General features: G+C 48.4%; 25 protein-coding genes. 13 read left to right on the top strand and 12 right to left on the bottom strand.

The genetic code is table 11. The annotated features are described in order from the left end of the window. Nucleotides 1–3: 3 nt before the first annotated feature. Together OEY58_06220 and OEY58_06215 are read left to right on the top strand one after the other, a co-directional pair. Nucleotides 4–888, top strand: coding sequence for a peptidoglycan DD-metalloendopeptidase family protein (locus OEY58_06220; GenBank protein MDH5325038.1), 885 nt, complete (start codon nt 4–6; stop codon nt 886–888). A 78-nt stretch (nt 889–966) separates the two neighbouring features. After that, nucleotides 967–1,773: an ion transporter gene (locus OEY58_06215; GenBank protein ID MDH5325037.1), complete on the top strand. Its 807-nt coding sequence runs from the start codon at nt 967–969 to the stop codon at nt 1,771–1,773. 81 nt (nt 1,774–1,854) lie between these two features. Here the strand turns inward: OEY58_06215 and hemH are convergent, their stop codons facing one another. Next, nucleotides 1,855–2,976 carry a ferrochelatase gene (gene hemH / locus OEY58_06210; GenBank protein ID MDH5325036.1) on the bottom strand — a complete coding sequence of 374 codons (1,122 nt, stop codon included), beginning with the start codon at nt 2,974–2,976 and terminating at the stop codon, nt 1,855–1,857. Nucleotides 2,977–3,132: 156 nt separating this feature from the next. On the opposite strand from hemH, the gene OEY58_06205 reads away from it, so the two are divergent. The 3 genes from OEY58_06205 (at nt 3,133) to OEY58_06195 (ending at nt 4,986) form a co-directional block, all read left to right on the top strand. Continuing rightward, nucleotides 3,133–3,714, top strand: a complete 582-nt coding sequence (locus OEY58_06205) for an SCO family protein (protein MDH5325035.1) — start codon at nt 3,133–3,135, stop codon at nt 3,712–3,714. A 34-nt stretch (nt 3,715–3,748) separates the two neighbouring features. Beyond that, on the top strand, nt 3,749–4,633 hold the full coding sequence (gene asd, locus OEY58_06200; protein MDH5325034.1) for an archaetidylserine decarboxylase: 885 nt from the start codon (nt 3,749–3,751) through the stop codon (nt 4,631–4,633). Nucleotides 4,634–4,809: 176 nt separating this feature from the next. Continuing rightward, a complete protein-coding gene (locus OEY58_06195; GenBank protein MDH5325033.1) occupies nt 4,810–4,986 on the top strand; it encodes a DUF3330 domain-containing protein in 177 nt (58 codons plus the stop codon). An 11-nt stretch (nt 4,987–4,997) separates the two neighbouring features. Here the strand turns inward: OEY58_06195 and OEY58_06190 are convergent, their stop codons facing one another. From OEY58_06190 to efp, 3 genes are all read right to left on the bottom strand, one after another. After that, nucleotides 4,998–5,315, bottom strand: a complete 318-nt coding sequence (locus OEY58_06190) for a PilZ domain-containing protein (protein ID MDH5325032.1) — start codon at nt 5,313–5,315, stop codon at nt 4,998–5,000. 118 nt (nt 5,316–5,433) lie between these two features. Then, complete coding sequence (gene epmA, locus OEY58_06185) at nt 5,434–6,408, bottom strand: EF-P lysine aminoacylase EpmA (protein MDH5325031.1); 975 nt, start codon at nt 6,406–6,408, stop codon at nt 5,434–5,436. A 13-nt stretch (nt 6,409–6,421) separates the two neighbouring features. Beyond that, nucleotides 6,422–6,991: an elongation factor P gene (gene efp / locus OEY58_06180; protein MDH5325030.1), complete on the bottom strand. Its 570-nt coding sequence runs from the start codon at nt 6,989–6,991 to the stop codon at nt 6,422–6,424. 228 nt (nt 6,992–7,219) lie between these two features. Here efp and epmB point away from each other — a divergent pair, with 228 nt between their 5' ends. From epmB to OEY58_06165, 3 genes are all read left to right on the top strand, one after another. Next, on the top strand, nt 7,220–8,215 hold the full coding sequence (gene epmB, locus OEY58_06175; protein ID MDH5325029.1) for an EF-P beta-lysylation protein EpmB: 996 nt from the start codon (nt 7,220–7,222) through the stop codon (nt 8,213–8,215). A gap of 371 nt (nt 8,216–8,586) precedes the next feature. Continuing rightward, a complete protein-coding gene (locus OEY58_06170) occupies nt 8,587–10,446 on the top strand; it encodes a hypothetical protein (GenBank protein MDH5325028.1) in 1,860 nt (619 codons plus the stop codon). 36 nt (nt 10,447–10,482) lie between these two features. Next, nucleotides 10,483–12,561 carry a bifunctional diguanylate cyclase/phosphodiesterase gene (locus OEY58_06165; protein ID MDH5325027.1) on the top strand — a complete coding sequence of 693 codons (2,079 nt, stop codon included), beginning with the start codon at nt 10,483–10,485 and terminating at the stop codon, nt 12,559–12,561. Here the strand turns inward: OEY58_06165 and OEY58_06160 are convergent. From OEY58_06160 to OEY58_06130, 7 genes are all read right to left on the bottom strand, one after another. Beyond that, on the bottom strand, nt 12,558–13,157 hold the full coding sequence (locus tag OEY58_06160) for a hypothetical protein (GenBank protein ID MDH5325026.1): 600 nt from the start codon (nt 13,155–13,157) through the stop codon (nt 12,558–12,560). The two genes, OEY58_06165 and OEY58_06160, sit on opposite strands and share 4 nt — an antisense overlap. Nucleotides 13,158–13,368: 211 nt before the next feature. Then, nucleotides 13,369–15,171: a hypothetical protein gene (locus OEY58_06155; GenBank protein MDH5325025.1), complete on the bottom strand. Its 1,803-nt coding sequence runs from the start codon at nt 15,169–15,171 to the stop codon at nt 13,369–13,371. 3 nt (nt 15,172–15,174) lie between these two features. Then, the gene (gene parC, locus OEY58_06150; GenBank protein MDH5325024.1) at nt 15,175–17,430 is read right to left on the bottom strand and encodes a DNA topoisomerase IV subunit A; all 2,256 of its coding nucleotides are present in this window, start codon (nt 17,428–17,430) and stop codon (nt 15,175–15,177) included. After that, on the bottom strand, nt 17,431–19,314 hold the full coding sequence (gene parE, locus OEY58_06145) for a DNA topoisomerase IV subunit B (GenBank protein ID MDH5325023.1): 1,884 nt from the start codon (nt 19,312–19,314) through the stop codon (nt 17,431–17,433). A 192-nt stretch (nt 19,315–19,506) separates the two neighbouring features. Further along, a complete protein-coding gene (locus OEY58_06140; GenBank protein MDH5325022.1) occupies nt 19,507–20,091 on the bottom strand; it encodes a DUF3501 family protein in 585 nt (194 codons plus the stop codon). 24 nt (nt 20,092–20,115) lie between these two features. Beyond that, nucleotides 20,116–21,450, bottom strand: a complete 1,335-nt coding sequence (locus OEY58_06135) for a heterodisulfide reductase-related iron-sulfur binding cluster (protein ID MDH5325021.1) — start codon at nt 21,448–21,450, stop codon at nt 20,116–20,118. A gap of 105 nt (nt 21,451–21,555) precedes the next feature. After that, nucleotides 21,556–21,975, bottom strand: coding sequence for a rubrerythrin family protein (locus tag OEY58_06130; GenBank protein ID MDH5325020.1), 420 nt, complete (start codon nt 21,973–21,975; stop codon nt 21,556–21,558). 327 nt (nt 21,976–22,302) lie between these two features. Between OEY58_06130 and OEY58_06125 the strand changes: the two genes are divergently transcribed. The 5 genes from OEY58_06125 to folE2 are packed head-to-tail and all read left to right on the top strand — an operon-like array spanning nt 22,303 to nt 26,652. After that, a complete protein-coding gene (locus tag OEY58_06125; GenBank protein MDH5325019.1) occupies nt 22,303–22,545 on the top strand; it encodes an exodeoxyribonuclease VII small subunit in 243 nt (80 codons plus the stop codon). A 55-nt stretch (nt 22,546–22,600) separates the two neighbouring features. After that, a complete protein-coding gene (gene ispA, locus OEY58_06120; protein MDH5325018.1) occupies nt 22,601–23,491 on the top strand; it encodes a (2E,6E)-farnesyl diphosphate synthase in 891 nt (296 codons plus the stop codon). Between the two features lie 58 nt (nt 23,492–23,549). Beyond that, entirely contained in the window at nt 23,550–25,454 is a 1,905-nt protein-coding gene (gene dxs, locus OEY58_06115) for a 1-deoxy-D-xylulose-5-phosphate synthase (protein MDH5325017.1), read from the top strand. A 6-nt stretch (nt 25,455–25,460) separates the two neighbouring features. After that, on the top strand, nt 25,461–25,838 hold the full coding sequence (queD, locus tag OEY58_06110) for a 6-carboxytetrahydropterin synthase QueD (protein ID MDH5325016.1): 378 nt from the start codon (nt 25,461–25,463) through the stop codon (nt 25,836–25,838). 19 nt (nt 25,839–25,857) lie between these two features. Beyond that, nucleotides 25,858–26,652 carry a GTP cyclohydrolase FolE2 gene (gene folE2 / locus OEY58_06105; protein MDH5325015.1) on the top strand — a complete coding sequence of 265 codons (795 nt, stop codon included), beginning with the start codon at nt 25,858–25,860 and terminating at the stop codon, nt 26,650–26,652. A 21-nt stretch (nt 26,653–26,673) separates the two neighbouring features. Here the strand turns inward: folE2 and OEY58_06100 are convergent, their stop codons facing one another. Beyond that, complete coding sequence (locus OEY58_06100; protein MDH5325014.1) at nt 26,674–26,856, bottom strand: hypothetical protein; 183 nt, start codon at nt 26,854–26,856, stop codon at nt 26,674–26,676. Between the last annotated feature and the right edge of the window lie 64 nt (nt 26,857–26,920).

Below are 26,920 nucleotides of genomic sequence, written 5' to 3'. Positions count from 1 at the left end.
CTTATGAAACCGGTTATTCGTCACTTTACAAAAGCAATAATCATCACAGCCTTATTATTGCTTTTAACCCCCACGGTTGTTGTGGCCGTAGTTCCCAAAGCCAATCCCGTACCCGGTGGCGTTGCATGGGTTTCTCTGGGTCATTCCAGTGACAAACCCCAAGCCTATTTCGGCAAAAACCCGGTGATGGTGGTACCCATCCCGGGGAAAACCGACCATTGGAGAGCCGTGACCGGCATCCCCTTGGACACTAAGCCGGGCCAGCACCAACTGCGCATCAGCCGCGCATCCGGAGACTCTGTCGTTAGTTTCAAAATCAAAAATAAAAAATATAAAAAACAGTATCTTAAGATAAAAAATAAACGCAAAGTGGATCCCAACCCGGAAGATTTAAAACGTATTCTAAGTGAAAAAGAGGAAATTACCGCATCTCTGGCTCACTGGCGTGACGCCCCACCTTCTACGGAAGACTTTCAGATTCCGGTACACGGTCGCTTAAGCAGCCCTTTTGGGTTGCGTCGCTTTTTCAATCAAAAACCCCGTAAACCCCACAGCGGCATCGATATTGCCGCTCCCCACGGAACCCCTATTGTGGCACCGGCCGCAGCGGTGGTATTGCAAACCGGTGATTACTTTTTTAACGGCAATACGGTATTCCTGGATCATGGCAACGGCCTTATCACCATGTACTGTCATATGTCCCGCATTGATGTAAAACCGGGAGACACCATCGAACGAGGCCAACAAATCGGCGCCATTGGCAAAACCGGCCGCGCCACCGGTCCCCATTTACACTGGGGTGTAAGCCTGAATGATGCTCGTGTCGATCCAGGATTATTCTTTGACGACATTCGCAAACAGGTACGGCGCAAACACGCCAAAAAATAACCTCTCCCACGTTTTCACTACAGTTGCGGTCCGCATCGCGATTCGGTATCTTTGCCCGCTTTTGAACACGAGAAAAACATGCAGAATACGCTTAAAAAATTTGTTGACTCTACGTATTTCGAATACGGTATTGTTGGCTTGATATTAATCAACGCTGTGGTTTTGGGGCTGGAAACTTCACCGGAAATTGTGGCCAAATACAACGGTGGCCTGGTTCTACTCAACAACATCATATTAGCCGTATTTGTACTGGAAGCCATATTAAAAATCGCTGCCGTGGCACCACGCCTGAAACTGTACTTTGGTGATGGCTGGAACCTGTTTGATTTCACCGTGGTTGTGGTCTCGTTAATACCCGCTACCGGCGAATACGCCATGATTGCGCGTCTGGCGCGTCTGTTACGGATTGCCCGTCTCATCTCCACCATCCCCGAATTGCGTTTGATTGTGAGCACATTGGTGCGCTCCATTCCCAGCATGGGTCATGTATTGCTGTTAATGGGCGTGATTTTCTATATCTATGCCGTCGCCGGATATCACTTGTTCCACCAACACGACCCGGAACACTGGCGCAATCTGGGCATATCGCTACTCACTTTATTTCGTGTCGTTACTCTGGAAGACTGGACCGACGTCATGTACAAAGCCATGGAGTTACACCATTTGTTCTGGTTGTATTTTGTCAGCTTTGTCACTGTAGGCACGTTTGTTGTGATTAACTTGTTTATTGCCGTCGTGTTAAATAACCTGGAAGAAGCCAAACAGGAACGCCTGGAGCAGCTGCAAAGCCCACCCAGCAAGGACGATATTCTCAAAGAATTGAAACAAACACAGGCGGCATTGGCAAAATTACAACAAAAACTGGAAAACGCTCCCGGGCATTAATTCGGTATAAAGTGGAACATAAAAAAAGGGCAACCGATTCGGTCGGTTGCCCTTTTTTGTATTGAAGGCTTATTAACTGGGCTATTTCTTTGCCCCCAGCGCCTTGGCCCGCTCAGCACGATCGACATTAGCTTGTTGATGTACTTGCGCATCCCAACGCTCAGCCGTATCCAACCAGCCCAGGGTATGCATTTGAATCAAAGAACACAAGGCATGCACGTGATCTACACGATCGTTTAACGCTGGAATATAACGAAACTCTTTACCACCCGCATTGAGAAACGCATGACAATTTTCCTCCTGAATTTCTTCTAAAGTCTCCAGGCAATCGGCAGAGAATCCGGGACACACCACATCCACACTGCGTACGCCGGAATGAGCCAGCGTCTCCAGGGTATTAATAGTGTAAGGCTGCAGCCATTTCTCCCGCCCGAAGATCGACTGAAATGTGACTTGCCAACGGCTTTCCACCAATCCCAATCGCTCAGCGACCAATCTGGCAGTAGTCTGACACATACAGTGATAGGGATCGCCGGTTTCCAAAAACCGCATGGGTGTGCCGTGGAACGAGAACAACAACATTTGTGCTTGCCCGTTGGCTCCCCAGGATTCCTTGATACTATTGGCCAAGGCTTCAATATAGGGGGGAAAATCGTGATAGGAATTCACCATTCGCAACTCCGGTACCCAACGCCAGTTTTTAACTGCGGCGGCAACCGCATCAAAAGTGGACGCCGTGGTACTGCAGGAATACTGGGGGTACAAAGGCAGCACCAGCACCCGCTGCGCGTGGGCTTGACGTAGTCTCTGCAAAGCGTAGGCAATGGACGGATTGCCATAACGCATACCCAACTCCACCACAATAGGACCTGTATACAGGCTGGATAGAGATCGTTCTATAACCTCTTTTTGACGCTGGGAAATCACCAACAACGGTGACCCTGCTTCTGTCCATATTTTTTTGTACGCCGCCGCAGAACGTCGTGGCCGAATCAGCAAGATCACTTTTAAAATGAACCACCACAACCAACGAGGCAAATCCACAATCCGAGGATCCCATAGAAATTCGGCCAAATAACGTCTTAATGCCGACGCTGTCGGGCTCTCCGGGGTACCCAGATTGACCAGCAAAATACCCGTTGTTAACTGAGTTTTGTGATCAAATTCCTGATTGTCTTCTATTTTGATATTAGTTGAATCCATCTTTCCCACATTCCCGAAAACCCTGTATACTTGCCGCATACTGAATCAATGCGAATTTTTCCTTTTGTTATGTTAAGAAACCTTGGGCACTTATTTCTATCGCCTCGATTACCCCGAATTCCCAGGATCCGGCTTGCGCCGGCACATAGGCTGCTGGTGCTGGTTACCAGTTTAAGTTTTTATGTCTTAACTGCCAATGCCAATGATGCCACAGTGGCCGAGCAGCTAAAAGCGGTCCTGCTCCCAGAACCCAAACAAATCGCCCCGTTCCAATTGGTTGATCAGCACAACCGGGCGTTTACTGAAAAAAGTTTTGCTCATAAATGGACATTTGTCTTTTTTGGCTACACCAATTGTCCGGACATCTGTCCTACTACTTTGTCAGAATTGGAGACTTTGTCCAAAAACCTGCTGCCCGTTCCCCCAATGGAGAACAATGTGCAGTATGTCTTTGCCACCGTGGACCCCAAACGAGATACCCCAAAACAATTGCTGACTTATATCAGCTATTTCGATGAAAATTTTGTAGCTCTGAGCGGGACATCAGACCAAATCGATGTACTAACCCGCCAACTGAACATTAAATACAAATTGGGCGAAGGCTACAAAGGCGACTATCCGGTCAGCCACAGCAGTGCCTTGCTGTTAATTGATCCCAAGGGCCGTTATTTTGCGCGCTTCCCGGCTCCGCACTATGCCAAGGAAATCCGAACATTATTCCTGGCCCTGAATCCCTGACCTGAACTTATTTATATCCTAAACGAAACGATCTATGAACAACTCTAATAACGAGACCGCCGGCCTGTTGGATTTTGTCAAAGCCTGGCCACAATACATACTACCTCACTACGCGCTTTCCAACCTCATGCATGCCCTAACACGCAGCAAAACCGTCTGGTGGAAAAATTTCTTCATTCGTTGGTTTATTAAACAATACAAAATCAACATGAGCGAGGCAAACCCCAGCGACCCAAGCGCTTATGCCAGTTTTAACGAGTTTTTTACCCGACCACTACAAACACAGGCCAGACCCATTGCTTTTGGAGACAAACATATCGTCAGTCCGGTAGACGGGGCCATTAGCCAAAGTGGCGATATCGTCAACGGCAACGTGTTTCAAGCTAAAGGCCGGTCATATACCCTGCATGAATTGCTGGCGGGTGAACAACAATGGGTGGACAGCTTCAACAATGGCCACTTTGCAACCATCTATTTGTCACCCAAAGACTATCACCGAATCCATATGCCTCGTTCCGGTCATTTGGTGGCAATGAGCCACATTCCCGGCCGTCTTTTCAGCGTTAACCCAGCCACCACACGGGCCATTCCTCGCCTGTTCGCCCGCAACGAACGTGTGATAGCCTATTTTGAAACACCGGCTGGTCCCATGGCCATGATCTTGGTGGGTGCTATTTTTGTGGCTGGTATGGAAACGGTATGGCATGGCGCCGTCAGCCCACCGCACGGTCGTCACATCTGCAATTGGAATTACAAAGATAAGAACATTGTGCTGGAACAGGGGATGGAAATGGGACGTTTCAATATGGGATCAACTGTGATCTTATTATTTCCGCCCAAGAGCATGGCCTGGCAGAATCTGGCCCCGGGAAAAAATGTACAAATGGGACAAATCATAGGCGAGATACAGAAAACCTAGTTTTCCTTGGGTTAGATTGGCCCATCCCGTCACACAGCTGACACAGTCACGACATGAAATCCTATCTCTATAGATCTATGCTTAAGACACGATAGTTTCTTTCCCGACCTGTTCCCGCGCAAGCGCGACAGAGCCCATAATTCCCAACACGTGTTGCTGATCCACGGAGCCGCTATATGGATAACAAACCAAAACCCAAAGAACCCGATCTTGTCGCTTGTGAAATCTGTTTGGAAGAAATTCCGGTCTCTGCATCTATCCACCAGGAAGCCGATGAGTATGTGCAACACTACTGCGGCATTGAATGTTATTCACAGTGGAAACGGCAACAACATCCGTTGGAATCGGACTAAATTGCAATTTTTCAACAGGACTGATACGACAACAAACTCTGCAGGGAGCGAAACGCGGCGGTATCATTACTGAGAAACCGTAAAGCATAACCTTGTTGATCCACTCGGACTATTTGCGCCGGTAGGGCGTATTTGATGTTATTGAAACCGTCTTTAAGATGAAATACCAATTCCACTTCGGACTTGTGCGACAACATGGATGGCGCACTGGACTCCAGATAGGCACCTCCCATTGCAATATCGCGGCAACTGCAAGAAACAACGGTACCGTCACAATGCACATCCACACCGATATTTAGATCTTTGCGACTGCTCCAACGGTTTTCCATACATCGCCCCCCTTGCGATTAACGAAACTGCGTCCAATCCCTAATTACGCCAATATTGCCGTATTTCAGCCCGTCGAACAACCATACAATTAGTTGTGTTTTTCGCCATCCCGTCCCGTCACTGGAATTCAGAAAAAGCCAAGACTTGGTCTATTTGATCAACCCCACTTATTAGCATCATCAATCGATCAAAACCCAGAGCCACACCGGCACATTGCGGTAAGCCGGATTGGTGTGCCGCAATGAGCGCTCGATCCAGGGGAATCAATGTCTGCCCGTTATCCCGCCGCGTTTGACAATCCTGTTCCAAACGCCGTTGCAATTCCGTGGCATCACGCAATTCACAAAAACCATTGGCCAACTCCACCCCATCCACAAACAATTCAAACCGTTGCGACACCCTTGCATCCAGTGGATTCAATTGTGACAAAGCCGCCTGCCGGGCTGGAAAATCCGTCAGAAATAAAGGCCCCTCCCGCCCCAGCTGCGGTTGAATAATATGACTCATCAGACAATCCAACAACAAAAATTCATCCGCTAAATCCCCATCCTGAAGCTGAACACCGTAACGTTGTAAACAGATGTTTAACTCTTCTGCACTGGCTTGTAATGGGTCCACTTGAACGTAGCGTAGGAAAGCATCGGCATAAGACAAGGTATGGCAGCGATGCCACGACCACTGGGGTGCCAATCGCATCAACAAATCTTTCATCTCCGCGACCAGGTCGTTTTGATCAAAATCTGTGCGATACCACTCCAGCATGGTAAATTCCGGCTGGTGCAACGCGCCCAGCTCACCCTGACGAAAGCATTTGCTAATTTGATAGATAGAACCACTACCCGCACATAACAGGCGCTTCATGTGAAATTCCGGTGAACTGCGCAAAAACAAGCCCAATGCCCGAGCAAAGCCCGGGCCATTAAATTGGCTTTGAAAACAGTCTATGTGAGGATCCGGGTCCACGGCTCGGCATAAGGTGGGCGTTTCCACCTCCAGCACCTGACGCTCGGCAAAAAATTCACGTATTTTTGCCAAGGTGTGTGCCCGCAGTTTTAACGCTTCCAGGCTGGCATTGGGACGCCAGGATTCCACAGGCGTGATCGAATTATTCTTTGACGCGACTGACGTATTCCCCGGTCCGGGTATCTACTTTGATCACTTCTTCTTGTTCCACAAACAAGGGGACGCGTACTACGGCTCCTGTTTCCAGAGTTGCCGGTTTACCGCCACCGCTGGCGGTATCCCCACGTACACCTGGGTCAGTTTCCACAATACGCAATTCCACAAAATTGGGCGGAACCACATCAATGGGCTGGCTATTCCATAATGTCAGCACACACATATCTTGATCTTTCAACCACTTACTGGCTTCTCCCACCACATCTTTGCCTGCAGCGACCTGCTCATAGGTATCGGGATGCATGAAATGCCATAACTCACCATCGTTATATAAATATTGCATGTCCGTATCCACAACATCAGCCGCTTCGGCCGACTCACCCGTTTTAAAGGTTCGTTCGATGACGCGCCGAGTTTGCAGATTGCGTAATTTAACTCGGGCGAACGCCTGACCTTTCCCTGGTTTGACAAACTCACACTCTACAATGGTATAGGGTGCCCCATCGATCATTAATTTCATACCCGATTTGAATTCATTAGTGCTATAAGTAGCCATGTGCGCCTCGATTTGGGACTATTACTGGAACTATCTCAAAATCAATCGTTACCGTTTATACTATCGTCTGTTTTAAATACAGTCGCAAAACGCCGAATGATTATATACTCCGTTTTTGCGCCGAAACGGATTGATTTTGAAATGGACCCTAAGTGACAGCCCTTATACTTGTTCAAAAATTATTTGTCTATTCAAAAAACTGTCTATTCAAAAATAAAGAAGCCGCCAATGATACAATTTTCCCACCCGATTTTGCAGGCCAATTCGTGGAAAAAAAACATGGCCGAAGCTATTCAGGACCCGCTGGAGCTGCTGAATATCTTACAGCTCTCCCATAAGTTCCGCCCAGGGCAATTTCAGGACTTCCCCTTACGAGTCCCTCATAGCTTTGTCGCCCGAATGCAAAAAGGCAATCCGAAAGACCCTTTGCTGCTGCAAGTACTTCCCTTACTGGCAGAAACCTGCAGTCCGGAGGAATACAGCTTTGATCCGTTACTGGAAACCCATGCTCAGCAAGCTCCGGGCCTGCTCCACAAATATGCGGGCAGGGCACTGTTAACCTTAACGGGCGCCTGCCCTATTCATTGTCGTTATTGTTTTCGACGCCATTTTCCCTATTCGGACAACAGTTTCAACCAACAAACCTGGAACCAAACCCTGAACTACCTGCGCCAGGACAAGCAAATAACAGAAGTCATCTTGAGTGGAGGCGAGCCGCTGTCTTTGAGTGATGAGAAACTCGAAGTCATCGTTAGTTCTTTAAGCAAAATCAATCATATACGTCGCATCCGGTTTCACACACGTATGCCAGTGGTACTGCCGGAACGCATCACTGCGACGTTTCTACAACTATTGCAGCAAACTCGGTTTCAGTTTGTAATGGTATTGCATATCAACCATGCCAACGAAATTGATGCCAACATTAGGGCAATGTGCAAAAAACTACGCCATTGTGGAACGACATTACTCAATCAATCGGTATTACTGCGACGTATCAACGACAATCCCGAGGTTCTTTGTCAACTCAGCGAAGCCCTATTTGATACGGGTATACTTCCTTACTATTTACATATCCTGGATAAGGTTCAGGGTGCAGCACACTTTTGTGTCAGCGACCACAAAGCCAGAACCCTGATAACGCAACTAAGAGACCGGTTACCGGGGTATTTGGTCCCCACTTTGGTGCGTGAATCTCCCGGTATGCCGTCCAAGACACCGCTATGAGTCATTCCCGCCGATCAACATTTAACCATTCAAACCCATTGTTTTTACTGGCTTAGAGCTGCCATAATCTACAGAAAAATGAAAACAAACCGAAACAGATTGTATAGTAATCGTACTACCCTATGGGCGGACAAAAAGGAAAGTAAGGTTTCGGTTACCGCCAAACCTGCTGTGTTCTATTCAACCGAATCAATGAATAAAGTTAGCCGAGAAATTCGCATGGATAGGTATAAAACTTGTGTCGAATCGCTAATGAGAGTTTTCCAAAGGCATTGCAGAGTCGGTAAGCAAAGACCGGTGAATAAACGGCGTTGGACGTTTTTTCAACCAAAATTCGTCATCGAAATGTTGGCAGGTAAGTCATGCCCAGCATGAGACCAGAAGGACTATTAGCCACTCCCAGCCTAAAACCGGTTTCGGAGGGAATGTTCAATACCCGCCCGAAACATCTCGATGCCTGGCTTACCAGTTTACCTTTAGGCGATACGGGTGAATGCGCTCGCATGATCTATAACGCACTGTGCGAGTGTAATCAGACCGACATCAGCAAAAAAACTCGGCTACATCTTTTGGAAAAAATATGCGAACCTGTGGAAAACATCCTGGGCACGTTGAAAAAGCATTATCTGCACGAAACCTTGCCCCTATCCGAAAAAAACCGCCACATGGCCCAGTTGGCTATTGAACTGAATGCGGAAATGGCCACAGGTTACAAAATCATTATCGATCAGACCTGGGGAACACCACTGTCCTTACTTATCAAAGGCCGCACCCGATTGGCCATCCACAGGGCCATTCACTACTTAAGCGGAACATTGCTGACGGCTTATGAAGTTTACTCGGAACTACCCAGCAGTACTTGGCTGCAATTACATCAGCTCTACCTGTATGCAGAAGAAAATGCCTTGGAAAAATCCAAAATTCGTAACGTAGGCAGCTGCCATAAACCAAAATCCACCATCCGTGATCTGTATAAACGTATATTACTGATTGGTCTTTTAAGCCCCTATCGGTTCCGACAAAGTATTGTGGACCTGCTCTATGCACGCCTGGAAAACTGGGGCCCTCTGTGCCGCATTTTGCCACCGGACGGTCAGTCCGAGCTGTTGAATCAAGTACAAATTCGCTTGAATACAGACTTTGCGCCCAGTTTTTTCAATTCCAAGGAACCCAGCAACCCCACCCACTCCCGCTGGTTGGACACCACGGATCTGGTGCAAATGCTTAGTGAACATCTGGCCGAACGCAGTACCGCACTGGAATTACCCTTGGATTTAGTCTATTTGATCGCGTTAACCTGGAGTGGAAAATCTCGACGTGGCTTCAATCGTACTGCCACCAACAGCACCCTGACTATAACCCTGGGCCTCAATGCGACGCACCATTTAATCAAAGAAATTCTCCGCTTGAACCCTGAGTTGGAAACCAGTGGCATGTGCAAATCCGTCACCGCCGCCATTTTTGATACCAACACGGTCATTGACAGTCAAAGCGAGCAAAAAGACCCAAAACTGGAAGACCCGGCGGAATTTGCCGCCCCTCTCATCTATGGCGCCAGTTCGGTGAATGAATTCGCACCTGACGTATGGGACAACGACTATGCCAGCAAAACCATTGGATATGACTACAACTTGCGTTTGTGGTTGGAGCAAAAAGACAAGGCAAAGCAGACACTGGCCTACGAAGCAATAAATTTCAACAATATTAATGAAAGTGCTGGTGGTTACTGTTTGATCGGTTACATGGATAACACTCTGAAAACGCAAAAAGTTCAAATTGGTGAACTGGTTGGTATACGTGATGCAATACATGCCGATACAGATGACGAAAGTATGCTGAATCTGGGTGTCATTCGCCGTATGAAAAACACCAGCCGGGGGCTGGAACTGGGCATTCAAAAGCTAGCCCCTTGTGCACAAGTGGTGGCTATCTGTCGGTTTATGAAGGCAGAAATTGAACCGGCTTACAGTCCAGCTCTGGTATTACCGGAATTGCCCAGAATTGAGCAACCTATTACTTTGCTGACCAAACACAGTCTTAAAACAGGTGATCACTTAACCATGAACAAACATGGCTATAAAACTCACATCAAATTGAGCCGATTAATAGAAACCACCGGCGTTTTTTCGCAGTTTGAATTTGAAACCATAGAAGTCTTGGGATTTGACAAACCTAAACCCCTTTCCACCGAAACAGACAAAGACTTTGACAGTATCTGGCAATTAATTTAGTGAGCATACAAAAAAAAGAATATTATCAAGGAGTTGATGTTGGATAACGATTTTACCATCCATATGTTGTTGTTGCTGGAATCCTCCCATAGCGCGGAGACGCTCGCCAGCTCGCTACGAAATAATGGTTTTGCTGTGAGGTCAAAACACATCCAGGACGAGGAAGACCTGGAAAACGCCCTTAATGAACAAAACTGGGACATGTTAGTGTGCGCACCGACCGTAGGTGATTGCGAAGCCTCTGCTGCATTAGAGGTCGTACAAAAATCCGGCAAAGACCTGCCAACCATTGTATTCGGCGAAACCCTGGCTGTGGAAAACAGCGTTGCGCTGATGCAAGGCGGCGCTGCCCACTGCATCGCCTCCGATTCACAGGAGTACCTGGTTGCGGTCATCCAAAAAGAACTGAGCAGCCTGCAGGGCCGCCGATCTCATCGTGAATGCCGTGTCGCTCTGGTGGAAAGTGAAAAGCGTAACCGTACCTTGCTGGACAGTTCCCGTGATGCCATCTCCTATATCCACGAAGGTATGCACATTTACGCCAATCAAAGCTATTTGGAATTATTTGAACTGGATGCGGATGAAGTGGAAAGTATTCCGGTAATGGACCTCATCGCCCCCGATCACCAAAAGAACTTTAAGGAATTGTTGCGAACTATCAGCCAGGGGAAAATACCTGAGAAAGTTTTCGATTTTCAGGCGATCAAAGCCAATGACGAACAGTTCAAAGCGGTTATGCACTTCTCCTCTGCCAGTATTGACGGTGAACCCTGTACCCAGATCGTAATTCAGTTGCATTCAGATGATGCTGAACTGCAAAAAGAACTGGACGAGTTACGCAAACAAGACCTGTTGACCGGATTGTATAACCGCCAGTTTTTTGTAGAAGAGTTGAACACGGCTGTCGTGGATGCGGCCAAATCCGCCACTGTCAGCACCTTGTTTTATATTAAACCGGACAGTTTCTCCTCTATTCGTGACACCTTAGGCATGTCGGGTAGCGACTTGGTTTTGACCGATACGGCTAATATTCTTAAAAGCAATATTAAACAAGCTAATGCCATTATCGCCCGTTTTGAAGGCAATGTTTTTACCATTTTATTTCCCAATACAGAAAGCGACGGGCTCCAAGCCCTTGCCGAACAAATCCGTAAAATATTCGAAGGGCATATTTTTGAAGTGGAGGGGAAAACCGTCACCACCACGGTGAGTATCGGCGTCTGTCCTATTGTGGAAACGACTTCCGATTACAAAAAAGCGCTGAATCATGCCGAAGCCGCCTGTAAGAACGCCGCAGTCAAAGGTAACAGCGTACATATCCACACCATGGCCGATGAAATTGCCAGCCTGGAAGAAGACAAAGCCTGGGCTCAACGGATTCGACTGGCACTGAAATCCAACCACTTCGTCCTGCATTTTCAACCCATTGTCAGTCTTCATGGCGAATCCGGCGAACGCTATGATGCGCTCATACGCATGTTGGATAAAGACAAAAATCTCATTATGCCCAGCGAGTTTATGGAAGCCGCCGGCAACTCCGGTTTGGCCCTGGAACTGGACCGCTGGATTTTTAAGAGCGCCGCCAAAGCCATTTTGGAGAAAAAACGTACCGGGGCCGATGTGCAATTGTTCCTAAAGCTGTCTCCTGAATCTATTGAAGACGCCACCTTATTGCCTTGGGTCAGCAAATTGCTTAAAGCTGCCCGACTTCAGGGTAAAAACTTTGTTTTCCAAGCGTCTGAAGCCGACGCTTTGAGAAACATCCGCGCTACCAAAGCTTTGGTAAACGGCATTAAGCAACTGCACTGTGGCTTTGCCTTATCGGGCATAGGACAAGAAAACACTGATCTAAAATTCCTGGCACACTTTGATTTGAACTACCTCAAAATCGATGGCGAGCACATTAAAGAACTTGCCAACGGCGAAGCCAGCCAAAACGTGGTCAAAGAACTCACTGATATTGCACAAAAGAAAGGGATTAAAACCATAGCAGAACATGTGGAAGACCCCAGTTCGCTGGCCGTGCTGTGGCAACACGGCATTAACTTCATCCAAGGTCATTACCTGCAAAAACCTGAGCCTCATTTAAATTATGATTTTTCCGGAGAGCACTAAAAATTGTAAGTAAAACCAAAACTCACATATTGGTAGGAGTCGAAAACTTCCGCACCAAGGTTAAACCCAAACTCCGGATAAGCGACATCAGAAACAACCGCCCTAAGACCTATCATATTTTCATCAAGAGCGGGACCACCACCCACCACTTGATTTTCAGAGAATTCATAACGCCCGATATATATCTGGCCTTCATTGTGTCCGGCAAAGTCCAGACGCACACCCAATAACAAAACCAACACATCTCGTTCTGCCAGTTTGATGCTGGAGGCGTCCGAGTTATAGGCTCCAAAGCGTACATGGCCAAAAAAATCCATGTATTCTTCCAGTTTCACATAACCCCCTATTCCACCCATATGGGTATCGCGTCCCACTGAATCGCCTGCCAAGGAATAGTCCATGATTTGAATATGCAAACTGAGAACGACATGATCGATGTCATAATTTAACTCCACCTCTTTACCGCTTCCCGTGGTGCCATCGTCTAACTTCCCACTGACATAACGGAGATTAAGCTGAGAGTATTGGAAATCCCGAGCCTCCAGCACCGGCACCACCATGCAAAGTAGGAATATAGAAATGAGCAGTTGTTTCATGGCGCCTTCCTACGGTTTAGTTTCAATAATTCCTGGTTGTGCTGACAAATGCCTTGTTGGAGTTAATCCGAATTTCTTTAAATGTAGCAGATGAATATGCATCGCTCATGATGTGGATCAAATAATATGACATGTACTGCATTACGGAAATAGCTTGCTCCGGATAGAGGTCCAAAACAGCTGTATGCTTTTTTGAACCGGGGAAATCACATTAGTCTTCCGTGAAATCTTGCTCCTCAGTGAGCCCCCTGCCTTCAGTCAAATCCTCACCGTGACTATGCTCAAGCTTTTCTCCATCCGCCAACTCGATTTCTTGCGTCTCTGCATCTTGATGATACTTCGCCTCACTTAACTGATAGACAATAAACTCCCGCCGCATCAACTGTGTACTTTGTACCGTGGTTCTAAAGAGTTTTCCACCACGTTTGATAGCAATTTCCTGAGACTCACCCAGACGGTGGCTCTGATGCACCAAGAGTCTGAGCCCCTCACCGGAATCCAGAATTAGCAAGCCGGGTAGTCCCATATTATTTTTCTGCAAAAAGTCATTCTGCACAACAACACAGCTGACCTGAGAAGACAGGCGCTTGACCGCCAGCTGGATTTTATTTTCGCCGGCTCGAACAATTCGTGTCACGTAAGCGATGATTGGATATCGCAATTGTTCACGTTCTTGTGCCAAAGCCAGCAACTGACCGATAAAGATATGGGATATGTATTGGGTCGCTGCAGTCTGCAGCAGCATCCCTTTGCTGCTTTCATTGATTATTACCCAACGGGCAGATTCACCGCTTCCAGCTGTGGGGGAAATAGAGGCGGAACTTTGTGCCAAAGAATTGCGCAACTGTTCTGCGGACTCGGCTTCCGGATCATTACCTGAGTTCAGCAGACTAAAACATTTACTGTAACCCAAGAAAACATACGAGGGTGCTTCGTCACGATAGCGCCGGGTTTCGTTTCTTTGCTGAATTTTGAAACACCGTAAAACCGACTCCAGCGCCAAAATGCGCTCCATGTCTTCGCGCTCCAGTACGCCGTGGACATTGGAATTCATTTCCAGTACTTCACCTCGACCTTTGAATTTATTGGCATATATTTCGTAATTCAGCTGCCAAACATTGAGCAAAGGCCGCAGGTCCAGAATTCTGGCATCCTCGTAACTTCCCCCGGTGCGATCCAACAACGGGGGTCGATCCAAATTTCGGTATACTAATAGTTGCCCCTCACCCAAAGGAGTATCATCATCTGCCAAAATCTGTAAATCGCCCAGCCTGGATTTTAGAGTATAATCCAACAGCTGAAGTTGTTCCGGCGAGAGCGTGTTAGGGTCCATAAAACCAAACAACTGTATAGCAAAGTACAATCCCGTCAAACTCAGTTTGGCGGTTTCAGTGGCACTATTTACGGAGAGCAATATACTCAAACCCAACTCGTTAAGTTTGTCTACGTCCTCACTGTCTGCCAAGGCAAAATATATGGCGTTACAATCCAACCAAATATGATCCGGCCATTGTTCATAACGCAAAGCAATCAAGCGTTGCTCCACCGCCAACACTTCGAAGTAGTAAACAGCACTTTTAACAATGCGCTTGCGCAGGGTTTTATTATGCCGACTGGCGCATAAATCGTTTTTTAGCAGTCGTTTGAGACTGATTGAGAGTTGTTTCAGGCAGGAAGCGGCCGCCAAAAGCGATTCGCTGCGAGCTTGCGACTCAGGAATTGCTTGGGTCTTGCTGTATTCGATTAAAATTTTTCTAACCGGTGGCCCCACCAACGCCAGACAGCGCTCGACGATGTCCAGACGTTTAGAGGGTGCCACTATCACCCGATTGAGCTTAGCGACATAGTCGCGCACAGATACCAGCAAATAAACATGCTGCTGCTTGGCCAAGGATTGCAGCACTGGCCCCGGTTCCAGGGAAGGATCGAATTTATTCGCGCACGGTGGCAAACGCAGCGATTGGAGTAATTCCTGCCCCCCAACACTGCGTTTATCCCCGAAGATGCCCAGCAAAATTTATTCCTGCGGTAAATTGACCGTAACGAAATCCACTTTCTGTAAACCCCGAGGCAGTTTATGACCACGTTGAGCCCGCTCGCCCACATAATGGGCCAGGTCTTCTTCCTTGATGGTAGTGTGGCGCTTGCCGGCGTGAATCGTTAAGGTAGCCCCCTGCGGTAACACTACGGCAGCAACCACGTACTCTTCCCGACTGCTGCTCTTTGCCGAGGGTATATTAATGATTTTAATCCCCTTACCTTTGGCTAACGCAGGCAATTCGGAGACAGGAATAATCAGCATTTTACCCAAATTCGTTACCGCCGCTACCCGGTCGGTTTCCAAAGAGGTAATCAATTGCGCAGCCAATGCGCGTGAACCCTTCGGTACATTGAGAGAGGCTTTGCCGGCTTTGTTCTTGGTACCCAGATCTTCTATGTTACAGATAAACCCAAAACCGGCATCACTGGCCAGCAAGTATTTGTTGTCGGGAGTGGCCATCATGGCCGCTACAAAGGACGCACCCGCAGGAGGGTTCACCCGACCGGTTAAAGGCTCACCCTGGCCTCGCGCTGATGGCAGGGTATGGGCCGCAATGGCATAGGTTCGCCCGGTGCTGTCCATAAAAATGACCGACTGGTTGCTACGTCCCCGCGCCGCGGCCATAAACTGATCACCGGACTTGTAGTTTAACGATGTGGCGTCCACTTCATGTCCCTTGGCCGCTCGCACCCATCCGTTTTTAGACATTACAACGGTAATGGATTCTGCGCTGATCAAACTGGTCTGATCTATCGCCTGAGCGGCTTCCCGGGCCACGATGGGCGAGCGGCGATCATCCCCATACGCCTCGGCATCGGCCATAAGCTCATTGCGAATTAACGTCTTCAATCGTTGTGCGGAACCCAGTGTTTTTTCAAGATAATCACGTTCCTCACTCAGCTCATCCTGTTCACCACGAATTTTCATCTCCTCCAGCTTCGCCAGGTGACGTAATTTTAGTTCCAGAATAGCTTCGGCCTGTTCATCACTGATCTTAAAGCGTTTCATCAGCACCGGTTTGGGGTTATCTTCGGTGCGAATAATATGAATAACTTCATCAATATTAAGAAACGCTATTAACAAACCTTCCAATATGTGCAGCCTGGCAATAACTTTATCCAACCGAAACTGCAAGCGACGCCTAACCGTATCGGTTCGATACTCCAACCACTCCTTTAACAGAGTTCGCAAGTCTTTCACTTGCGGTCTGCCATTCAGGCCAATCACATTAATATTAACGCGATAGTTTTTCTCTAAATCGGTAGTGGCAAATAAGTGCGACATGAGTTGTTGTGCATCAACTCGATTAGAGCGAGGCACAATAACCAATCGTGTTGGATTTTCATGATCCGACTCGTCACGCAAGTCTTCGATCATAGGCAGCTTCTTCGCTTGCATTTGTGCTGCTAATTGCTCCAGCAGACGTGACCCGGAAACCTGATGTGGTAAATCCGTAATGACAATATCACTCCCTTCCCTTTCCCATTTTGCCCGCATCCGTACACTGCCGTTGCCGGTCTCGTACATGGCTAACAGGTCCTCCGGCGGAGTAATAATTTCCGCACCCGTAGGGTAATCCGGGCCTTTAATGTGTTCACATAACTCTGCCACTGTGGCTTTGGGTTGCTCCAACAACCGAATACAGGCCGATGTCACTTCCTTTACATTATGCGGAGGAATATCGGTGGCCATACCCACAGCAATGCCGGTGGTACCATTGAGCAGTACGTGGGGTAACCGTGCCGGTAAAATAGACGGTTCACGCAAAGTGCCGTCAAAGTTTGGCACCCAGTCCACAGTTCCAAGCCCGATCTCAGACAACAACACCTGCGCAAATTTGGACAACCGCGATTCGGTATAACGCATCGCCGCAAAGGACTTGGGGTCATCCGGAGCACCAAAATTACCCTGACCGTCAATCAGCGGATAGCGATAGGAAAAAGACTGAGCCATGAGCACCATGGCTTCGTAACAGGCGGAATCCCCATGAGGATGAAACTTACCCAAGACGTCCCCGACAGTGCGGGCAGATTTTTTGTATTTGGCCGATGAGGACAAGCCCAACTCCGACATTGCGTATATAATACGTCGCTGCACCGGTTTGAGACCATCGCCGATGTAAGGCAGGGCCCGATCCAGAATAACGTACATGGAGTAGTTCAAATACGCATTTTCTGTAAATTCTTTTAAGGGAAGCTGTTCTATACCTTCATAGTTAATAGTTTCGCTCATTTATACCTCAGCCCTGTCGCCTTTTTGTTCCAGCCATTTTTTCCGATCGGCTGCTCGTTTTTTTGCCAGAAGCATATCCACTATTTGGTTAGTGTTATCGCCTTTGCTGACCACCAACTGCACCAAACGCCGTGTGTCCGGTGCTAAAGTGGTTTCCCTCAATTGCAGAGGATTCATCTCACCCAAACCTTTGAAACGCTGTACATTGACTTTGCCACGTTTGTTTTCAGCGGCAATACGATCCAACACCCCTTGTTTTTCCGCCTCGTCCAAAGCGTAAAACACCTCTTTACCCACATCTATACGATACAAAGGTGGCATGGCTATATAAACATGGCCGTTATCCACCAAATCACGGAAGTGTCTTAAAAACAAGGCACAAAGCAAAGTGGCGATATGAGCACCATCCGAATCCGCATCCGCCAGGACACACACCTTACTGTAACGCAAGCCGCTCAAATCGTTAGAGCCGGGATCAACCCCGATAGCCACCGCAATATCGTGCACCTCTTGGGATCCCAGCACCTGCGCCGGATCCACTTCCCAGGTATTTAAAATCTTACCGCGAAGAGGCATAATGGCCTGAAATTCTTTGTCCCGCGCCTGCTTGGCGGAACCTCCTGCGGAATCCCCTTCCACCAGGAACAATTCACCGCGCTCCGGATCTTGGGTTGTACAGTCAGCCAACTTACCTGGCAGTGCCGGCCCTTGCGTGATTTTTTTCCGTGCTACTTTTTTTCCGGCACGTTGACGACTTTGGGCGCTGCTAATAGCAAGTTCGGCGATTCGTTCGCCTAATTCCACATGCTGGTTTAACCACAATGAAAAAGCATCCTTAGTCACGCCGGATACAAACGGTGCACATTCACGTGAGGACAGGCGTTCTTTGGTTTGCCCTGAAAACTGTGGATCTTCCAGTTTTACGGATAACACAAAACTGACTTTCTCCCAAACATCATCCGGGGTGATTTTTATACCTCGTGGTAATAAGTTTCTTATCTCGCAAAACTCCCGCACGGCATCCGTCAATCCGGAACGCAATCCATTAACGTGCGTCCCTCCCTGTGCGGTGGGAATGAGGTTCACATAACCTTCGGTTACTGCTTCGCCGCCTTCCGGCAACCACAGCACGGCCCAGTCCACCGCTTCGGTGTTGCCTGCCATGGAACCTATGAAAGGCTCGTCCGGTAAAACCTCAAATCCTTTTAGTTCGTCCAGAAGATAACTGGACAAGCCATCTTCATAGTACCACTGTTGTTCTTCTTGAGTTTTCTCATCGGTAAACGTCATGGTTAAACCGGAGCACAACACCGCTTTGGCACGTAATATATGTTTTAATCGGGGAATGGAAAACTTGGGACTGTCAAAATATTTGGTGTTGGGCCAGAAACGCACGGTCGTGCCGGTGGTACGCTTACCTACACTACCGACCACTTCCAACTCAGACTTTTTATCGCCGTTGGCAAAAGCCATATTGTATTCCTTGCCATTACGCCTGACCCAAACATCCAGCTGCTTGGATAAGGCGTTGACAACCGAAACACCCACACCGTGTAAACCACCGGAGAACTGGTAGTTTTTGTTGGAAAACTTACCCCCGGCATGCAGTCGGGTAAAAATCAGCTCCACACCGCTGATCCCCTCTTCCGGGTGAATATCCACCGGCATACCACGGCCATCATCACTGACTGAGAGGGAACCGTCCTTGTGCAAAATCACTTCTATTTTTTTAGCGAACCCCGCTATGGCCTCATCGACACTGTTATCAATGACCTCTTGCGCCAGATGGTTGGGGCGATCTGTCTGGGTGTACATCCCCGGGCGCTTGCGCACGGGTTCCAGACCACTGAGTACCTCTATGGAAGATGCATCGTATTTACTCATACTTTATGGTTCCAACTATTTCCCGATAATTCCCGATCCCGAAAAGGTTCCGTATTGTTGTGAGTTTTCCGCCGCGCGTCCGGCGCACACGGTGCCGTAAACATTGGACTACCGCAAGAATCCCCCGGTCACCCGCAACCGCAGTGTGGAGTTTACATTGACTTGAAAAAGGTTGCGAGCGGAATTCAGGGATCAATCCAGGTCGGAAACCAGGGATTTTGCTATATTTTCAGGCACCGCATTCAGTGTATGCGTGTAATCGGGATGCTCCACCCCCATGGTCAGACCAGCGCCTTGCTTCGCAGCCGCACACATGGACGCTGTCAATTCAAAGCGCATAAAGTGTACCGCCGAGGTTTTATTGGCATCACTACGCTCCAGGTCCTCATCGGCCAGCGCATACACTTTGTCGTAGCCATGGACTTGAACCCAAACTTTTTCCTCAACACCCACCAACTGTGCCAAAGCCGCCTGACGCTGGGAAACATCCGCGTATTCCAACATCATCGTCGCTTTCCAATTGCTTCCATCAGGGATCAAAGGGTTGTACACATCCAACTCCTCAGCAATACCCTCAGCCTCGAAAATGCGTTCCACTCGCAACATTTCCTGAACTTGGTACTGCATAGTCAATTGGTCTTCAAAATACAGTGTCAAATGGGGGCCTAGCGGGACTTGACGATTTTTTTTGTGGTCTATCACCTTTTGTCGAAAAACACTGCGCTGTTGCGCGTATTCTTCCAGTGACAGCAAGGAAGCTCGGGTCAATTTTTCCATAATGTACTGCCGTTCTATCGATCGTTAAATAGGGTCGCTTGATTTCATTCCATACGCTCGACGCAATAATGTCAAGGGGTGAGCTGCTTTGCTCCCATTGTCCAACCCGTTACTGATGTGATCTCCCGCCATGGGACAATCACTGCTATAGAAATCCGGTTTCAAGCCTTTGACTTTATTCACCACCGGTTTACACAGCTTTTTGGATGTTTTATGAAACTCCACTTTAACAGCATACGTACCGTCATGGCCGGAGCAACGCTCTATCAATTCAACGTGAGTGCCTTGCACTAACTCCAACACTTGTTTGGTCTTCCAGCCCATGTTCTGCACCCGCAAATGACAGGCGCTATGGTAAGCAATTTTACCCAATTTTTTCTTGAAATCGGTTTTCAACTGATTGTCGCCATGTAAGCGCATTAAATATTCAAAGGGATCGTATACCGCCCGACTCACTATGGCCAAATCAGCATCTTCGGGAAACATCAGCGGCAGTTCCTGCTTGAACATCAAAACACATGAGGGAACGGGAGCCACAATATCCCAACCTTGCTCCACCCATAGCAGCAACTTCTTTAAATTGGCGTCTTTAGCCTTTTGTACAGCCGCCAAGTCACCCAACTCCAGACTGGGCATACCACAACATTGCTCATACTCTACAGTAACAGCAACATCGTTGTGTTTAAATACCCGCACCAAATCCTGCGCCAATTCCGGCTTGTTGTAATTGGCATAGCAGGTGGTAAACAAAACGACTTTGCGCTGCACCTCCGCAGCTTGCTGCTCGACTCGCGTTCGAAGGGTTTTGGCCATTGTGGAAAAACGTTTGGAGGCATAAGGGGGCAAAACAGCACCCACATGGACCCCCAGCAACGCCTGAGTCAAAGAACGCATAAACGGGATTTTGTTCGCCAAGTTAACTAAAGGCGCCAACACCGGATTGGACAGCAAGCGCCCCATACGGTCAGTAGCCGCCAGCATGCGGTCACGGAAGGATACACCTTTGGCTTTATAGCGTACGGCCTTGGCACGCAGCATTAAATGGGGAAAATCAAGATTCCATTCGTGCGGTGGAACATAAGGGCATTTGCTCATATAACACATGTCACACAGGTAACAATGATCCACCACTTTCCAAAAATCTTGCTTGTCCACGCCGTCGACTTCCATGGACTCGGATTCATCCACCAAATCAAATAAGGTGGGGAAGGCATGACAAAGATTGAAACAACGACGACAGCCGTGACAGATGTCGTACACCCGCTCCAGCTCCTTGAACAGTGCGCCTTCGTCGTAATATTCCGATGTATGCCAGGGGATAGGATGTCGGATTGGGGCTTCCAGGCTTCCTTCGCGCATTACAAAACTCCATTACCACGGATCAAAAACACAGGACCGGGAAAAACCCGGCAAGATATGCCTTGTCGGCTACCCCGGCCCCCTACGTTCACCGTTGATGAACGATTAGTCTTTAATATTATCCAGCTCTTTTTGAAACCGATTGGCGTGAGAACGCTCGGCTTTGGCTAGAGTTTCAAACCAGTCAGCGATTTCATCAAAACCTTCTTCCCGCGCCATCTTTGCCATCCCCGGATACATATCTGTGTACTCGTGGGTTTCACCGGCTACCGCGGCTTTAAGGTTGTCTTCGGTTTTACCAATGGGTAATCCGGTGGCTGGATCGCCAACACTTTCCAAATATTCCAAATGTCCGTGAGCATGCCCTGTTTCCCCTTCAGCAGTGGAACGGAACACACTGGCAACATCATTGTAGCCTTCCACATCCGCTTTGGCGGCAAAGTAAAGGTAGCGACGATTTGCCTGAGACTCACCTGCAAATGCATCTTTTAAATTCTGTTCTGTTTTACTGCCCTTCAATTCCATAATTATCTCCTTGATTCAACGACTACTCTTTACACATAAAATTGATTGCACCATTACTTGATTCTATCCCCGCAATGACCATTTACGAAACCCAACAAATTAGACTTAGTCTAATTGGAACCGCCTGTTGGCGCAACCCCGATCCGGTCCGGACCGTAGACACTGCACAATTTTGATATTATTTGACCACGACGCTGTGTCTGCGTTAACTTACCCGGCTCCCTGACACGTCGCAGCCCGATAATAATCTTAGGTCAAAAATTGCGAATGTGTGGAAGGTTTTACGATTGCCAATATGTTATACCTAAGATTGTAGAGGACACCGACATGGCAGCAAAGAAAAAAACCCAAAAACCCGGTTTTGAAGAAGCCATTGAAGAATTAGAGACATTGGTTTCAGCCATGGAGCAAGGGGATATTTCCCTGGAACAATCCCTGGAATATTTTCAACGAGGCGTGGAACTAACCAGATCTTGTCAAAACGCACTGCAGGAAGCTGAGCAAAAAGTGAAAATTCTCACCGCCAAGCAACCCATTGAAGGGGAAGACTTCCAGGAACCGGAAGCATAAGCATAAGCATAAGCAGATAAAAGTAATATAAGTATAAAGAAAAGAGGTCTCAATCGTGTCACTGCAAGAGTTTTTACAACAGCACCAACAAAGGGTGGAACAGGCCTTGGAGCGGCTCCTTCCCGGCAGTGACGTGGCACCACAAAAGCTGCACCAAGCCATGCGTTATGTCACCCTGGGTGGCGGCAAACGCATTCGCGCCATATTGGTCTATGCCTCCGGTAGTATATTCAATTCCAGGCCGGAACAATTGGACGCCCCCGCCTGTGCGCTGGAACTGATCCATGCTTACTCCCTGGTGCACGATGACTTACCGGCCATGGACGATGATGATTTGCGTCGGGGCAAACCCACCTGCCACATCGCCTATGATGAAGCCACTGCCCTATTAGTCGGCGACTCCCTGCAAACACTGGCTTTTGACTGCCTGGCCAATGACCCGTTTATGCCCGACAATCCGAGCAAACGCCTGCAAATGATTCACACGCTGGCGCAAGCCAGTGGCTCATTGGGCATGGCCGGTGGCCAAGCTATAGACCTGGACGGGGTGGGAAAAAACCTCAGTTTGGATCAACTAAAAACCATGCATTCCAAAAAAACCGGAGCCCTGATCCGTGCCAGTGTGGTACTGGGAGCTTTAACCGGTGACAAATGCAACAACGAACAATTACAATCCTTGGATCGCTACGCCCAATACATCGGCCTGGCGTTCCAAATTCAGGATGATATTTTGGATGTGGAATCGGACACCGCCACCTTAGGTAAAACCCAGGGGGCCGACCAAGCCAAAAACAAACCCACCTATCCAGCTATAATGGGCTTAGAGCAAGCAAAAACCATGGCGCAATCGCTCATTGATGAGGCGCTGAAAAATCTGGAAAAATTCGGAACTGGCGCCGATCCCTTGCGAGGGATCGCCGGATATATCGTGGACCGGCGCCACTAGGCCCATAAATGGGCATAAACATAGACCATATGCAGTTAATTAGGCACAATTAGCAACCATGTCCCAAGATCAAATTTTGTTTCCGCTATTGCATGGCATCGATTCGCCCGCTGACCTGCGCCAGTGTAAACCTGAACAATTACCCCAACTGGCTGACGAATTACGTCGCTTTCTGATTGATTCGGTCGGTAAAACCGGCGGACATCTGGCAGCCGGTTTGGGTACAGTAGAGCTGACCATAGCATTACATTATGTGTTCAACACCCCCGATGACCGCCTGGTGTGGGACGTGGGGCATCAGAGTTATCCGCACAAAATACTGACCGGGCGCCGTGATCGCATGCACAGCATGCGTCAAAAAGGCGGCCTGGTGGGCTTCCCCACTCGAGAGGAAAGCGAATACGACACCTTTGGGGTGGGCCATTCCAGCACCTCTATAAGCGCGGCTCTAGGCATGGCCTTGGCGGCCAAACACGCGCAAGTGGACCGTAAAGTAGTCGCAATCATTGGCGATGGCGCTATGACAGCAGGTATGGCTTTTGAAGCCCTAAACCATGCCGGAGTGTTGGATGCCAATGTATTGGTAATATTGAACGACAACGATATGTCCATCTCCCCTAATGTAGGCGGGCTGTCCAACTACCTGGCTAAGATATTATCGGGACGGTTTTACTCCACGGTAAAAGAAGGCAGTAAAAAAGTACTGGGCAACATGCCCAGCGTATGGGCTTTGGCCCGGCGCGCAGAGGAACATGTTAAGGGCATGGTCATTCCCGGCACCCTGTTTGAAGAATTGGGCTTTAACTACATTGGCCCTGTTGATGGACACGACCTGGAAACCTTAGTGGTAACGCTGCAAAACCTCAAATCCCTCAAAGGCCCTCAGTTTCTGCACGTGGTAACCAAGAAAGGAAAGGGGTTTGCCCCTGCCGAGGATAATCCCTGCACCTATCACGGAGTGTCTTCCTTTGACCCCCAAACCGGACGCATGTCCGCCTCGGGAAGCAGTCAAAAAACCTACACCGAAATTTTTGGTGATTGGATTTGCGATGCTGCGGCTTCCGAACCCGATTTGGTAGGCATCACTCCGGCCATGCGTGAAGGCTCGGGCCTGGTGACTTTCTCAGAACAATACCCAGACCGTTATTTCGACGTCGGCATTGCGGAACAACACAGCGTTACCATTGCAGCCGGCATGGCCTGCGACGGCTTAAAACCGGTGGTCGCTATTTACTCCACTTTCTTGCAAAGAGCCTATGACCAACTAGTCCACGATGTCGCCCTACAAAACCTGCCGGTTTTATTCGCGATTGATCGCGCCGGCCTGGTGGGACCGGATGGCCCCACGCATGCAGGGAGTTTTGATTTGAGTTTCCTGCGCTGCATTCCCAATATGCTCATTATGGCACCGGCTGACGAAAACGAATGCCGCCAAATGCTGCAAACCGGATACAAACACAGCGGCCCCGCCGCTGTCCGCTACCCTCGCGGCACCGGACCGGGAGCACCCGTACCCCGCACCCTTAGTACCCTACCGATAGGCAAAGCCAAATTGCTCCGAAAAGGGGTAAAAACAGCCATCTTGGCCTTTGGCAGCATGGTGGAACCGGCTTTGGCAGTGGCGGAACAACTGGATGCCACGGTGGTGAATATGCGTTTTATCAAACCCTTAGACAACGAATTAATCTTGGAAATGGCCCAGTCTCATGACCATTTGGTGACTGTAGAAGAAAACGCCATCTCCGGGGGTGCCGGCAGTGGTATAGCCGAGTGTCTGGCGCAAAATGGCTTCGCTATTCCCACATTACACCTGGGGATTCCGGATATTTTTGTGGAACATGGCACCCGAGATGAGTGCTTAAGTGAGTGCGGCCTGGATTATTCTGGTATAATGGCTGCCATTGTTTCATTCCTGGGTCAAAAAGAGACTTGTCAACCAGCCGGTAATACCTTAGCATTTTAGTCTACAATGTCGTTCCCATATACACTTAAAATCGTGACGGATTTTGCGTCCGCCCATACCTTACGCGACTACCCTGGCGCATGCAGTCGTATGCACGGCCATAACTGGAAGGTGGAAGTGGAGGTAAAAGCCGCAGGACTGGACGACATCGGTATGGGAATTGATTTTAAAAAAATAAAACAAACTACCTGGCAGGTGACTGACGAACTGGATCACCAATACCTGAATGAACTGCCTGCTTTTACTCACATCAATCCCACTGCGGAGAGAATCGCCGAGTACATTTTCAAGGAAGTGTCGGAGCGATTAAACACCGATGTGATTAAAGTAAAGGCCATTACTTTGTGGGAGACAGAACGTGCCTGTGTCCGTTATGAGCCCTAAATCGAAACAAGGAAAAAAAATGTCCAGCAGTACCATCGCGGACGTGCAAAACAGCGCGGACAAACGCCAAATTCCCATTAACAAAGTGGGTATCAAAGATATTCGTCATCCGGTGCGTATACGCGACCGCAGTGGTGGCGAGCAACACACCATTGCCAATTTCAATATGTATGTGAATTTGCCGCATAACTTCAAAGGCACCCACATGTCTCGCTTTGTGGAGATTTTGAACCAGCACGAGCGGGAAATATCAGTAAAATCCTTTAAGGAAATGCTGTCGGAAATGACCGAACGACTGGAGGCGCAAACCGGGCATATCGAAATGAATTTCCCTTATTTCGTCAACAAAACTGCGCCTGTGTCCAAAGTGCAAAGCCTGATGGACTACGACGTGACCTTCCTGGGGGAAATTACCAACAAAAACAACAACACCATACTAAAGGTGGTGGTACCGGTCACCAGTCTATGCCCCTGCTCCAAGAAAATCTCAGACTATGGTGCCCATAATCAACGTTCGCACGTCACCATTACGGTGCGTACTAATCAATTTGTATGGATCGAGGAATTGATCGATATCGTGGAGCAAAAAGCTTCATGTGAGTTGTTTGGCCTGTTGAAACGCCCGGACGAAAAACATGTCACCGAAAGAGCTTATAACAACCCTAAATTCGTTGAAGATATGGTACGGGATATTGCGGTCAGCCTGAACGAAGACAAACGCATCGAAGGCTATATAGTGGAATCTGAAAATTTCGAATCCATTCACAACCACAGCGCCTACGCTATGATTGAACAAAATATGCAACCGAAGTGACCTTAGGACTGTGGCCCCGTGCTATCGCACGGCGCCGAGCCGTAATGCAACCGGTCTCACATCGCTTGCTTGTGCTTGCATGTGAGATTGCAAGTGCTGATACGCCGCAACCTCTTTTGGATGTGATTTGGTATCCAAGTTCAAAGTTAAAACCACTCCAACCATCACCACAACACTTAATACAAACAACAAATCGAGTTTCATTTCCACCTCTACTGGTTCCGTTTTTCCTAAGTTACGGACTATCCGAAGATAATCGCAGCTGCTT

This window comes from Gammaproteobacteria bacterium, assembly GCA_029882975.1.
In the GTDB taxonomy this organism is placed as follows: Bacteria; Pseudomonadota; Gammaproteobacteria; order SZUA-152; family SZUA-152; genus JAJDNG01.
This window is presented reverse-complemented; position numbering and strand designations above follow the sequence as displayed.